Origin of the sequence: Endozoicomonas euniceicola (assembly GCF_025562755.1) — a bacterium.
Classification (GTDB): domain Bacteria; phylum Pseudomonadota; class Gammaproteobacteria; order Pseudomonadales; family Endozoicomonadaceae; genus Endozoicomonas_A; species Endozoicomonas_A euniceicola.
The window spans coordinates 1491883-1505425 of the sequence record NZ_CP103300.1; the positions used below are offsets into that span (position 1 = coordinate 1491883).

At 47.3% G+C, this 13543-nt stretch carries 8 protein-coding genes; 4 read left to right on the forward strand and 4 right to left on the reverse strand.

Features of this window, described 5'->3' with window-relative positions; translation table 11 throughout:
* Positions 1-49: 49 nt before the first annotated feature.
* Complete coding sequence (locus tag NX720_RS05750; RefSeq protein ID WP_262599997.1) at positions 50-1708, reverse strand: NTP/NDP exchange transporter; 1659 nt, start codon at positions 1706-1708, stop codon at positions 50-52.
* Between the two features lie 256 nt (positions 1709-1964).
* Between NX720_RS05750 and NX720_RS05755 the strand changes: the two genes are divergently transcribed.
* The 3 genes from NX720_RS05755 to NX720_RS05765 all read left to right on the forward strand — a co-directional run bounded on the left by NX720_RS05755 (position 1965) and on the right by NX720_RS05765 (position 8083).
* Complete coding sequence (locus tag NX720_RS05755) at positions 1965-4952, forward strand: hypothetical protein (RefSeq protein ID WP_262599998.1); 2988 nt, start codon at positions 1965-1967, stop codon at positions 4950-4952.
* A gap of 176 nt (positions 4953-5128) precedes the next feature.
* On the forward strand, positions 5129-6343 hold the full coding sequence (locus NX720_RS05760; RefSeq protein ID WP_262600000.1) for an aspartate aminotransferase family protein: 1215 nt from the start codon (positions 5129-5131) through the stop codon (positions 6341-6343).
* Between the two features lie 891 nt (positions 6344-7234).
* Positions 7235-8083 (forward strand): hypothetical protein, encoded by an 849-nt coding sequence (locus tag NX720_RS05765; protein ID WP_262600002.1) that lies wholly within the window; start codon positions 7235-7237, stop codon positions 8081-8083.
* Here the strand turns inward: NX720_RS05765 and NX720_RS05770 are convergent.
* Positions 7995-8255 (reverse strand): FAD:protein FMN transferase, encoded by a 261-nt coding sequence (locus NX720_RS05770; RefSeq protein ID WP_262600004.1) that lies wholly within the window; start codon positions 8253-8255, stop codon positions 7995-7997. The two genes, NX720_RS05765 and NX720_RS05770, sit on opposite strands and share 89 nt — an antisense overlap.
* 212 nt (positions 8256-8467) lie before the next feature.
* Between NX720_RS05770 and NX720_RS05775 the strand changes: the two genes are divergently transcribed.
* Positions 8468-9130, forward strand: a complete 663-nt coding sequence (locus tag NX720_RS05775; RefSeq protein ID WP_262600005.1) for an E3 ubiquitin protein ligase — start codon at positions 8468-8470, stop codon at positions 9128-9130.
* Between the two features lie 3 nt (positions 9131-9133).
* Here NX720_RS05775 and NX720_RS05780 read toward each other — a convergent pair whose 3' ends face one another.
* Together NX720_RS05780 and NX720_RS05785 are read right to left on the reverse strand one after the other, a co-directional pair.
* Complete coding sequence (locus NX720_RS05780; RefSeq protein ID WP_262600006.1) at positions 9134-10117, reverse strand: FAD:protein FMN transferase; 984 nt, start codon at positions 10115-10117, stop codon at positions 9134-9136.
* 97 nt (positions 10118-10214) lie between these two features.
* A complete protein-coding gene (locus tag NX720_RS05785) occupies positions 10215-13229 on the reverse strand; it encodes an NADH-dependent flavin oxidoreductase (protein WP_262600007.1) in 3015 nt (1004 codons plus the stop codon).
* Positions 13230-13543: the final 314 nt, after the last annotated feature.

Genomic DNA, 13543 nt, shown 5'->3' on the forward strand with positions numbered 1-13543 from the left:
TATCATTTTATAGCCTGCCCTATCAGTTACTTAAAAATAGTCTGCAATTTTATGAAGTTTTTTCTTTCGACGGCTTCTGACTTGCAGTGGGGTGAGCATTGAATTGTAGTAACTCACTTTTAGCCTGCAAAACCGGGGAACCTATTACCATGCTCTTATCTGCACTGGGTGCTGGCTCATCAGGCGGCTCTTGCTCATCAGACGCTTCCTGTCTTTTTTGAACTTTTGCATTAAACTGGCGTCCCAGTGAGCGGGCAGCACCAATCCAGATGGCAAAAAAAGCCAATACAATAATGGCTACGTAAGGCGCAATAGCGGCCAGCGAACCCAGGGAAATCATCAACACCTGCTGGATAACGGAACCTGTTGATTTGCCGGTTGGATTGCCAATAACATCCACCGCAGCCTTACCCTTTACTTTTTCTTCAGGGTCAAGCGGGATATAACTCATTTCTTTTGTGGGATCAAAAAGGGAGTACTTAGTCGATTTACTCATAATGTTTTGTATAGCACCCAATACAACGGTCAACATCAGTGGAGTAATACCCAGTGCTAAAAATACTGTCTCAGGTATGAAATCCCTGAAGAGTACAAAACAAAAAAACAGCGAACCGGTTATTAATAAAACCACCGGGGTACATAAAGCCGCTACTGTCCAGCCAAAGCCGCGGATAACATTATTGGAAACGAACAGCATCATGCAAATAGTCACAACGCCCGTACAGGTAGAAAATAATCCCATGAACTGGTTGTAATCATTAGGGTTCGGGTATTGCATACGCAGCTGGTTTTTCCAGGTGACTTCAACCATGTTAATACAGACGCCATAACTGATGACCAGCAAGGCAATGCAGAGCAGATATTTTGAATGGATAATATGCAAAAAACTTTCTTTTAGGGAGAGCGATAATTTTTCCTTTTTGTCAGCCGCTGTATCATTAGGTCGATAAAGTTTTGAATCAGTCAATACATTGCGGTTGATCCACCAGTAAGTCACCATGATCAAAATAGCACCAGCAGTAAACACTGCCGTCAGCAAATTCATCGAATAGCTCCATGGGTCAACACCTGGAGGAAGATCTTCACGGGAGTGCGAAGCAAAATAAACAAATAGACCGGCAGTAGGTAATGCCAGATTTCCCATCATGCCAAAAAGAGCATAAAAACGTTTCGACTCAGATATTCGGGTAATATGGTTGGCAAAGCCCCAAAACAGCAGAGACAGACAAACACTCCCCCAAAGTTCAGACATGACGTAGAAAAGAGAAAAAGTCCAGTTACGCAGGACAGCGATAAATCCCATAAATCCGGGTGGCAAAATACTCTGCAGATAATCGGCAAACTCCGTTGGGTGAAGCATCTCACGGGCCGGATAAAGAACGAGGGCAAAAAGACCAAAAAACAGTATAAAACTCGATATAACCAAATAAAACAAAGCATTCCTTCTGAATACATTACTCATTTTCGCATAGGTAATCGTAAAAATTATGGCAAAAGGTACATTAACCCATAATTTTAAAAAAGGTATTATCTCAGCCCCGGAGCCTGCACCAGTAACGACCAGCGTGTCTTTAGTGTCTCGCAATATCGTGTAATTAAAGAGTATCAGATAAAACATCAAAATCATGGGAATAAGCTTTTTCAGCTCATGAGAATGGACAGGCCACAACCTGGCTCTCCATTTACCAAATTCGGTGTTGTCTGACATATTATTGCCTTGTGTCTTATACACTGTACTAAGAAATAAACACATGTATTAGTAGAGGAGAAAGTGCAAGACGACAACTTATTGATATAACGATTAACTGCAACCTGATGCAATATACTTACAAAAAGTACTTAACAGTCTGTTTTTTTAAGCATCAATTGGTCTGGAGATGAGTTAGCACAAGGCTTGCCGGTAAATTTTGATTGGTTTGTTATTAATTTATTATTTGGTTGAATCAAAAATGAAAAAAACGGCTTTGAATTTGATTGTCACCATAGGGCTGCTTGGCCAGCCTGCTTTTGCAACTGCCCCTGCAGAGGATGAAAAGAGTCAAGACTTTTACATTTTGGATCATCTTAAGACAGGTGTCGCCTGGGGGCTGGTTCCCCTGAGTTCCGAGGTGGCCATTAATACACTTCAGTCCTATTTAGAGAGTCATAAACTTTCTTTTCTTCTTAAGTTACTGGCTATTCACAAAAGTAATATAAGACGGGCGTCAAGCCAGCATCTGACTGATAATATCAGCGCCCTGCTGGAAAGTGTTAGCTATAAAGCTTTATCAGACGATCATGTCAGGCAAAAAACAGACGCTTTGCAAACGGATTTGCGTTACCGCTCATTGTCTACATTTTCGGTGCTGAGCCTTCATGCCCAAAAGGCCAGAAAGACTTTTTACCGTCTTCTCGATATTATCGATACAGTGTCTTCTTCTGCAAATCTCGCCATGTCCAGGGGTGATGAAAACAGAGCTGCCGCATTGATGGCACTTAACGCCCTGTCTATGACCTACCTTCACCCGGAGGCCACAGGCCGGGATGTTCTGGACAGTGTTTATGTCAGTTTCAGCCAAAACATTGACTGGGATAAGCACCCTGACTTCAGAACTCACATAACTCAACACCTTAACGCCATGGATCCCTTGATGAAGCACTCGGCGATGATGGGGCTGAGATACTGCAACATGCTGAATGAGTGGAAGGTCAGTAGCGCTGACTGTCTCCAGTATGAAGCGGCCACAATGGATGAGTTAAAAGGCCTTGCCTCTGCCAGTAACCTTGAGGAAACAGAACTTGTTAAGTCTTTGCTGAAAAACGTTCCGAAAGATCAAATCAGGTCAGGTATTTTTGTTTTAGGCGTTACTCTACCGGCCACTTTTCTTTATTTTCTGGGAAAACGACATTTTGCCATTAATGTGATAGCCAAACATTTTTCCAAAATAGTGGGAGCAGCAACCTCAAAACAAAATATGGAGCGATTTGCTTCCCAATCAAGACGTACCCTTGAAAACTGGGGAGCTATTAATACCGGATCAACGATCAACAGGAAATCAGGCAGTGTTGATTACACCAATCAGTATTTCAGCAGCCTGCAAAAAAAAGCGGGAGCGATTCTGGCTGAACAACCCAACTTTGCCCGGTCCAATAGCCAGAGATCCCTGGAAACATTAGTTATTCATTTTGCAGATGCCTACAGAAACACTGATAACAAGGCCAGCATTTTAGCCTCTGCCATGATTCAGAATCACAGAGAGATTGTTGAAATAAACACTGAAGATACTGTAATCAAGGGCGCTTTAATGGCTTACCTGCCTATTAAAGATGAATCAGAGCTTAACGAGATATATAAACACATCGAAGTTCTTGACCCGCACGGTTTGAAAGACCCGATTTTTTATAAAGGGTATAAAAAGCTCGCTGAAAGCTGGGCAGAGGTTACTTTGAATGACACACTATCCAGCGTGTTCCACCCACAGACTGTCAATGAACAAACCGACACCTGTCCTGCAGAAGGCTGTCCTCCCGAAAAAACAGCTCAACCCGAAATTTTTTTTCCATGGTATTACCACTACCTGCCAGGTAAGGAAACTGTAACCAATGCAGCGATACACTTTACTCCCCTTGGATATTCTATGGCCATCGCACTGATTGAACCTTACATCATTAATAAATTCAGACCGGAGAAGGGAAAGCGACGAGGCCTGCCAAAACGGGCCTGTTATTATTTCTTTTCATCATTAATTGAATTCGGTCTTCTTTCTGTGGGCGAACCTGCCATTGTTCAATTGCAGACCGCAATTAAAAACTGGATAGGCAGCAAAACCGGAATTATTGACCCTGAAGACAGAGAGATTCAGAACGAACTGACTGGCAAAATCAATGTTATAAACCAAAAGCTCAGTATTGAGGCTCAGACAAGTCGGTCATATAAAATGACCATGGAAGCCATGTTGGTAAAATCCCTGTCACTGGCAAGTGCGCTTTTAATCAATGAGGAAAAAAGTTACACAGACTCAGCCAGAGTGGTTGCCTACGCGGCTTATCTCATCCGATATTATCATCCGGAATTTGAAACAGACAGCACAGTTATAACAGCTCTGGCCAATGCACGTCTGGGCAGTGGCCTTAACCTGTTACAACAAAACAGTCTGATGCCACTTTACGCAAAGCAGGTTTTGCTGCACCTGGCCGAGCTGGATTCAAACTATGCAGATGAGGCCATCAAGACTAATTATCTGAACATACTGAATAACTGGGGCATTGAGTGTAATCAGGATGATGCCCGGAATGCTCAGGATGTTCTGGATTCCTGGGCGGTTTATGGGGACTACGCGCTGGGAGCAACAGGCTTTATAGTGCAATCCGTTGTTAAGGCTTTTTTCCATAAGTGGGGAGTAGTTCCCCGGTCAATAGCAAACTTTCTGGCTAATACTTTTGAATTCGGCACCACGGATTCTCTCAGAAAAAAGATTTACGCTTATTCTCGCCAGGCCATGTTGAATGTAGCGACATCCTATAGCCCGGATGAAAAAAAGTCGGCAGATTATGCCAATAAGGAATTAACAAAATCCTTCCGACGCCAAAAATTCTATTTTACCAAACCGGAGCTGGATGCTCGTACCCAGCTGGTACAAATTATAACGTCTGTTATTCATTGTTTTTCAGAAGCCTTTTTTTTAATGGTTGCCAACAATACGGACAAAGCAACTGACCTGATAGCGTCAGGATTGTCACGAGCCATTTTATACGCTCCTGATTTACCCGGCGATGACGTCCACCTGAAAAAAGCCTTGCAAACCCTGACAGCCCGGTATCGAGATGAGCTGAATGGCTTGAACGAAGAAATACTCAGAAAAACCAGTGAACAATTAAAAACTAAAGTTCCTGAAGAGAGTGATATCTATTCCTCCGGAATGGCTAAGGCACAACTGATGCAACAAGCCTGGTCAAACGTTGTGGAAGATTGACATCCTCACCCACCTGATTCCGGCGGGTGATTCCTGGTGCAGTCACCCGCCTCCTTCAGAAAAACGAAATAAAACTCACTCCCTTCCCAAATACACCCACTGATGATGTAAACTCTCTAAGAAATAATACTTAATAACCATCGAAAAAAGATAACAAGTTTCCGGGAGAGAAGCCCATGACCGAGTATTCTGTCAACAGAGCAACTTTTGACGAAGTAATGGTGCCGAATTATGCACCTCAAAAAGTTGTTCCCGTCCGTGGTAAAGGGTCGCGCATCTGGGATCAGGAAGGCAGAGAGTACATTGACTTCGCTGGCGGCATTGCCGTCAACGCCCTGGGACACTGTCACCCAAAGCTGGTAAAGGTTCTGAAAGATCAGTCGGACAAACTCTGGCACCTCAGTAACGTTTACACCAACGAACCTGCACTCACTCTGGCCAAAGCGCTTACGGAAGTCTGTTTTGCCGAAAAAGTCTTTTTCTGCAATTCAGGTACCGAAGCCAATGAAGCTGCTTTCAAGCTGGCACGAAAGTATGCTTACGACCACGCAGGACCAGAAAAACACGAAATTATTTCCTTTAACAATGCTTTTCATGGCCGCAGCCTGTTTGCGATCACTGTGGGTGGGCAACCTAAATACTGTGAAGGCTATGCCCCGGTACCAGAAGGAGTCACCCACCTGCCATTTAACGACGTTGACGCTTTAAAAGCGGCGGTTTCAGACAAAACCTGTGCTGTTGTTCTTGAGCCCATCCAGGGCGAAGGTGGTGTCAGGCCTGCCACACCAGAGTTCCTGCAAGCGGCCAGAGAGCTCTGCGATCAGCACAACGCCCTGCTGGTGTTTGATGAAGTGCAGACCGGCGTAGGCCGTACCGGTGAATTTTATGCTTACATGAGCACGGGTGTAGTACCCGATATTCTCACCACCGCAAAGGCGCTCGGCGGTGGCTTTCCCGTCGGTGCCATGCTGACCACCAGCAAAGTCGCCAACAGCTTTGGCTTCGGCTCTCACGGCAGTACCTATGGCGGTAATGCCCTGGCCTGCTCAGTGGCTCTGGCAGCCATCACGCTGATTAACGAGGATCAGTTACTGGCCAATGTATCTGCCAAACATCAGCTGTTTCGCCGGGAGCTGGAAAGCATTAACGACAAGTTTGGTGTATTCACTGAAATCCGTGGCAAAGGGCTGCTCATTGGTGCCGAGCTGGTACCGGAGTGGCATGGCAAAGCCAAAGAGTTTCTGGCCGCCGCTGCGGAAGAAGGGTTAATGCTGCTGGTTGCTGGCCCGAATGTTCTGCGGCTGGCACCGTCACTGATTATTCCTGATGATGATATACGTCAGGGGATGGATGCCCTGAGAAGGGCGGTTGCGAAAGTAGTGAAAGGTTAAGGGAAGCAGCAGAACATAATATACCGCTGTTGGCTTTTGGCGGTTGGCTGTATGAGCAGCTAATAGCCAAAAGCCAACAGCCAAAAGCCCGGTAAGTTATTGAATGCTGCGCCCCTAAAGAGGCGTCATTAACAAAGACAATATTCATTCAGGGCGTGGCAGGATGCGACGCCTATTCTCACCAACAGCCTTCTATCGAACCCACCGAGCAGCCTTCCCTCCCCCGGAATCAATCTTCATGTCTGACAGGCTCCTGATGCTGGCAAATAGTGAAGCCGTTCTGGGCACTGCTATATTTAACGAACCTTGCGAAATTCTCCATCCATAGCCTCTCATTGGGAGCGGCGCGACCTCTGAAGGTTCGGATGGAGATGGATAGCGAGGCTTGCGTAGAGCAAGCCCATGTACTAACTTCAGTGCACTGCGAAACCCTGCGTAATGGGCTTGGTGGCTGAGACAACAGCCTACACGACAGACAGATAAGCCTCTGGAAAAATACTCAAGCGTCACCGTTGCTGGACTAACTACGAGAAACAAATCAGGAAAACACAACCGTTTTCTGGCTTCTACCGCCGATGCGCTGGGACACAGCGTATGTGTAAAGAGTTCCCCTGTCGTGGTTCGGCAACCTGTACGACAGCGAGAGGCTATGTTATTTGAAATAGTGGGTCGCACGTAATTCCCGATTAGAAGCCCCCACTAGAATCGGCTTGCCGATTTAGTGGAGGGAGTGTGTCACCGAGTCCTGAAGCTGACCTGAAAAAAGAGGATTCGAAAATGCTTCTAGCCCTGAAGAGCTGCATTACCTCATTAGTTTGCCAGGCTGTCTGGTGCTATGCCGACCCTTGTTGGCAAGCACAGACAAAAGAACCCCCTAACGGCAGAATTTGTGTGGTATTCGAAGATCGCTCCGCTATCGGCGAAGACGACATCATTCACTATGGTCGTACAGCTCTGGACTACGAAACTTTGGATAAAGAGCAGTTTGGTCACTTTTGTGCTTACGAAGTTAATCGTGCTATTGCCCGGGCAACAACGTATTCCTGGCTGAAGGGCTCTGAAGAAGAAATAAAGGCAAAACTGGAACATGTTCCATTGTATGTCAACAAGGCTACCAGTGTGGATCCGTCGAAAAAGTGGGTATTCGACTCAAAAGACTTTGCCCGATTATTTGACTTTTGCTGGAAAGATGATGAGCCGCCCCAGCTGCGCTCCAATCGAAAGACTCGCTCCAGTGACGTCCGGCTCTGTGTAAAGCCGGACGATAAAGTCCCCGCTTTAAATTTTGGTAAATTCAGTAACAATGACAATGGCAAGTGTGAGGTATTTGATGCAACTATCAGCTCTAAGCAGCCTCCCATGACATTTGCCGAGTGGAAAGCCAAGGCAAAGCATAGCCCTGTTGCTACTTACGCTGGCGTAGGCTGGGCAATTCGCGACGGGCAGTCTTTTGCATCCCACACCGCTTACGGTCCCGAGTTTGTGCCTGAATACTGTGTGGTAGAAGCTTTTATCAGAGGGCATCGTTATTGCTCGATTGACACAAAGGGTTTTTATCAGACAGGCAACGAAATAGATTATAACGATCAGTACCGTGGCAGGAATAGAGCTTACTCTCTGAATTATGATCAAGATCAAACCTGCACTGAAGTTAACAGTGAGGAGATACCAGAACCCTCAGCACCGGATTATCCGGATGAACAGGAACATTCCGCCCATCATCAACCAGACCCTGAGTAACATGGGTTTCACCCTGTTTTGAAATGACCACCGCCTCAATGCCTGCCTGTTGATTCAGACAGTCAACCGCATCACTGACAGAGGGTAAAAAGCCAGCGGTACTCCAGATATCACTCGCAACTGAATCTCTGGAAATAATGGTAACGCTGGCTATATCGGTGGCAACTGACATTCCCGTCCGGCTACAGAAAGATATGATAAACCATAGTGCATTAAAAAGATGGTAAAACCACCGAATTAGAACGACATTTGTCGTTAAGCTGGTGCTGTTTTCATGCTGCTCTAAAGTACCATTTTTTCCATAAGCCTTGATAAACCTGAAAAGTCATAATTTTAGATTAGAATTTACAGAAAAAGTCGGCCTTAACGTAGGAGTGCTGATTTATGAGTGATGATATATGTATAATTTGTCATGGACACTTTGAGGTCGAGGTCAAACCAAGTTTATTATCTCATGACAAAATCGCTCTTCCCTGCTTTGAGAGCCATGTTTATGGGAGACCCTGTATAATTGCCTGGTTTGATAATGGACACTTATTTTGCCCGTACTGCAGAAAAAAAGTACCCAAAGAGTTCGCCGAAAGTATAGACAATAGAACCTTTCTCGAGAAAATGACTAACACAGCCACCCAAACAGGTGTTGCTCTCTTGAATGGCGCAAAGATAGCCATGCGTACAATAGCTTCAGCCAGTAAAACTAAGACCGCTATGTGCATGCTAGGCGCGGGAGTGGCGAATTATTACTATAATCCCGACCCTTTTACAGTCTATAAGACTCTTGGTGCATTTGTAGGGGGTGCAGCAGGAGGTACCGTTTTAGGGTCAACAATAGCCAGTATGGGCCCTTTGCCCGTTATCAGGGTTGTTCCAGACCTTGAAGCTATGTCCAGGCTAGCAGAGCTAACTGCTACTATCGGGGCGTTCTTTGATGCAAAAATACAAAGACCCGACAACTCTGTGGCCTTTCTTGGTTTATCAAAAACGACTGCTATTGGTATTTATGGTGTTAGTATTGGTTTAAAAATTGCCAATCAGTTGGGGAGATAGTAGTCACCCGCAATTGCCCCTGCCCCTCAGCACCGGCTTCTCCGGACGAACAAAGACATTCCGCCCATCATCAACCAGGCCCTGAGTGACATGGGTTTCACCCTGTTTTGAAATGACCACCGCCTCAATGTCTGTCTGTTGATTCAGACAGGCAACCGCGTCACTGACAGAGGGTAAAAAGCCAGCGGTACTCCAGATATCACCCGCAACTGAATCTCTGGAAATAATGGTAACGCTCGCTATATCGGTGACGACCGGCATTCCCGTCCGGGTATTCAGCAGGTGATGATAACGTTGCCCGTTGGCATAAAAAAATCGTTCATTGATCCCGGAGGTGACCATCGAGGCATCATTCAGCGCTACAACACGAGAGATTACGCCCCGGTCTGACAGCGGGTTTTGAATACCCACATTCCATGCCTGACTGGCATTATCCGGTGAATGACCAATAGTCAGGACATTCCCCCCCAGGTTAATAAAGCCGTGTTGAACACCCGCCCTTACCAGTTGCCTTTTTATCTGATCCGCAAAGTAACCTTTTGCCACCGCACCCAAATCGATCTCCATATCCGGCAGACCCAGGTAAACCGACTGCTCCTGTTCGTTCAGGATAATATTTTGAGGATCAGCCAGGGGGAGTTTCGCTGATATTTCTTCACGCCCCGGTACTCTTGCTTCTTTAAAACCGATACGCCAGGTTTTGACCAGTGGCCCAATGGCAATATTAAAGACATTGTTTGTGTCTACACTCATCGCCCGTGCTGTTTTTATCAGTTGAAACAAATCCGGCTGAACAACCACAGGCTTGACCCCGGCGTTTTTGTTTACCCTCATCAGTTCAGAATCGGGCTGATTCACGGTAAATCGCTGTGCGTAGTGAGAGAGCCGGAGATAAGCCTCCTTAATTAACTGCTCGCCCTCTGGATGATAAAGCACCAGGTCAATGAATGTCCCCATCATCTGGAACCGGGTTTGATAGCGTTTCATTGTCGTTTGTATATCAGGGTAGGATTAAGCTGAAATCGTCGGTAGAGTTTGTCAGTTCCTCCCCTGCTGAGGAGAGGAACTGAGGAGGGTCAAACAATTAAACCAGAGCGGCAGCACTGTCACCGGCAATACGGCCATAAGTGAAGATATCAATCAAGGCATTACCGCCCAGGCGGTTACCACCGTGAATACCACCCGTCACTTCACCGGCTGCGAACAAGCCCGGAATAACGTCACCGTCTTTATTAATCACCCGCGCCTGAGTATCAATTCTCAACCCGCCCATGGTGTGGTGAACCGATGGTTGACGTGGGGTTGCGTAGAACGGAGCCTGTTCCACTTTCAAACCGAAAGCGCTCTTGTTGAACTCAGGGTCATGACCCTGTTCAACACAGGCGTTGTACTGCCTGATAGTGCTGGTCAGCTCGTCAGCCGGAACGCCAATTTTCTCAGCCAGCTCTTCAAGCGTGTCGGCTTTAATAATGATGCCTTCTTCGATTTCCCGTTCGATGGTATCGTCGCAAGTATTCGCAGCCGTTTTACGAATTTCCTCGTCGGCAATCATGTAGATAAGACCGCCGTTATCAAAGAATGCCTCAGACAGCACATCACGGCTTCCGCACTCATCAATAAAGCGCTTGCCCTGCTGGTTCACAAAGACAAAGTTCTCAGGGGGTACAATCAGGCCGGTCAACAGCGCGCCGGATTTCGGATCGCCCACCGGCATTAACTGAACAAACCCCATACCCACCAGGTCGGCACCGGCTTTTTCACCCATTTCAATGCCATCGCCCACCAGCGCAGGAGAGTTGGTGGTTTTGATGTCATCGGCAATATCCTGCCAGTAGGTGTTGTACTGTTTGATCATCCGGGTATTGGCACCAAAACCACCGGAAGCCAGCACAACACCGTGACTGACCTTCAATACCAGTTGGGTACCGTTGGCTTGTGTCGCTTTAACACCTACAACCTTACCGTCTTCAATCATCAAATCCGTTACCCGGGTATCGGTTATGATGCGACCATCCTGCTCCAGAATGCGCTGTTGCAGTTTCTCCACAAACTCCACACCCTTGTGACGATTTGGCTTGTGGGCGCGACGCCACAGTGCGCCAACAGGAATTTCAACCACGCTACGGTCAAAATCAACGCCTTTCTCAGTCAGCCAGTCCACAGACTCCATGGCACGGCTGGTCAACGCTTCCACCAGGTCGTACTGACCATAGATGGCATCACCATTGCGGTCGGTTCGCTTACCGCCAAGATAGGTCTGAATGCGATGCAGCTCAACAGAGTCGAACAGGTAGTCTTTACCACTGTCCACATCAGCAAAATAGTCGCCCAGTTGCTCTTTAAGGACTTTGAAATCCGCCAGGTACTCCGCTGCAAATTCGGATTCCGGCGTTTCAACAATGCTTCTCAGGTGGTCGGCTTCCCCCGGCAGAGCAGGGAAGTCATTCTGCCATGCTGGCTCAGCCGCATTGACCCAGCCGCCGGTACGAACCGTGTTACCACCAATCGCAGGGAATTTTTCCAGCAGAATAACCGACTTGCCTTTATCAAGGGCCGTCAGGGTTGCGCTCAGGCCAGCACCACCGGCCCCGACAACCACGATATCCACCGTCTCTTCAATAATTTCAGTTGACCACTCAACCGCTTCCCTGGCTTTACAGCGAAGCGCCTCAGAGTGGCCGCCCGCCAGATCAACCGCATTGGATACGCCGTCAATAACCGCCTGACTACTCACCGTTGCCCCCGAAATTACGTCAATATTCAGGGTCTGACCATCGAGAATCTGTTGCGGAATACGCTCAAAGGCTGGGTTGGCAATGCCATCGGACTCTTTTGATGAGTCAACGACAATATCCAGAATCTTATCTTCTGAAAAAGTCACGGTAACCGGCAAGTCACCATTATGACCCTGACCACAAGCGGTATATTCACCCGGCTCGAAACGAATCTGAACGTTTTGCAGCTCTTTAATGCGTTGATGTTTCAATGCCTCAGCCGCACTGTCCACAATCATATAGTCCATGATGTCCCAAAGCGGGGTTGGGATCTGCAACGCTTCCTGCTGGTTAATATCAGCAAACTCAGCACAGGGCTCATTGTTCAGCACTTTGGTCGCCCAGGTCGGCTCAACCAGATAGCCTTTGCCCACGCTGACGGCATCGTAGCCTTCTGCAATCGCTGTTTCAGCATCAGCGCGCTGGGCAATACCACCTACGCCTATCACCGGAACCTTTGCGACATTGTCACTCTTAAGCCGGTGATATTTAGTGATCAGCGGCTCTTTATCTTCCGGATTGACAATGGAGTTACGCGCCCAGCTGCCCATGGAGAAATGCAAATAATCCAATCCACAGGACGCCAGTTTGTCCAGCAGATATAGGCTGTCTTCAAAGCGGATTCCCGGTTCTTCAATCTCTTCCGGTGAGAAGCGATAACCGATGATGAAATCGGTTTTCTGGTGGAACGCAACCATCTGTCTGGTTTTTTCCAGAATCGCCAGCGGGAAGGCGGTGCGTTTCTCGATATCGCCACCCCACTGGTCATTTCTGCGGTTGGAGTGCGGGGAAAAGAATTGCTGAATAAGGTAGGTGTTGGCACCGTGAATCTCTACACCATCAAAGCCTGCCAGAACAGCCCGGTTAACCGCGTTGCCGAAACGTTCAATCATGGCTTCGATCTGTACCCCGGTCATTTCCAGCGGGGTTTCGGCATTATCACGCAATGCAGCAACAGGGCTTGCGGAAATTGGTTGCTGGCCGCCATTATACTCAGGCGCTGCCATACGGCCTGCGTGGTAGATTTGCAGAATGGCTTTTGACCCTTTCGCCTTAATCGCTTCAGCCAGCCTTCTCAGACCTGCAATTTTGCTGTCCGTATCAATACCTAACGCCCCCGGGAAGGCACGACCATAATTTTCAACAAAGGCACTTTCAACGATAATCGCAGCGGCATCACCCGCTCTTGAGGCGTAGTAGGTGATCATCTCCTCGGTCACGCTGCCATCAAAAAAAGCGGACTGAATCGTCATTGGTGCCATGACAATACGATTCTTGAGACTGGCTCCTGACTGGAGTACCAGTTCATCGACTAGGTGAGTCATCAATGTTTCCTTATTGCAAATAAAGGCGGGTAACTTGTTTTGGCAGGCTGTTCAGTTTTTGGGCAGCGCTCGTCATTCGCCAGAGTGTACTCCGATCAACAACTTCGCGAGCTGATGCAGATCATTGCAATATCAGATTGCTTGTGCTTGCCTCAGAGTCTGGGCAGACTCAACCCGCTGCTGATTATCGGCTTAGCCTCTCAAAGTACAGTATTTTACGTGGATTCAATAGAAACTCTACTGTGGGAACTTTTACGGTGACAGGACACTCAAACCATAAAACTGTTAGGGGCGCAGCATTCAATAACTTACCG